Origin of the sequence: Staphylococcus petrasii (assembly GCF_002902565.1) — a bacterium.
Taxonomy (GTDB): Bacteria; Bacillota; Bacilli; order Staphylococcales; family Staphylococcaceae; genus Staphylococcus; species Staphylococcus petrasii.
Genome location: NZ_PPRC01000063.1, coordinates 1 through 284 on the forward strand (window position 1 = coordinate 1; position 284 = coordinate 284).

General features: G+C 45.4%; 1 protein-coding gene. It reads right to left on the reverse strand.

The genetic code is table 11. The features are described 5' to 3' along the window. The coding region (locus tag CD127_RS12695) for a hypothetical protein (protein WP_206168810.1) at positions 1-284 on the reverse strand (284 nt) is incomplete at both ends.

The window sequence follows — 284 nt, forward strand, 5'->3', positions numbered from 1 at the left end:
GAGTCACTATCTGATGTGCTTGCACTTGCTGAGTCTGAGTCACTCTCACTTGTTGATGTTGACTCACTGTCTGATGTGCTTGCACTTGCTGAATCCGAGTCACTTTCACTCGTTGATGTTGACTCACTGTCTGATGTGCTTGTACTTGCTGAGTCTGAGTCACTCTCACTTGTTGATGCTGAATCACTATCTGAGGTACTTGCACTTTCTGAATCGGAATCACTTTCACTCGTTGATGTTGACTCACTGTCTGATGTGCTTGCACTTGCTGACTCTGAGTCACT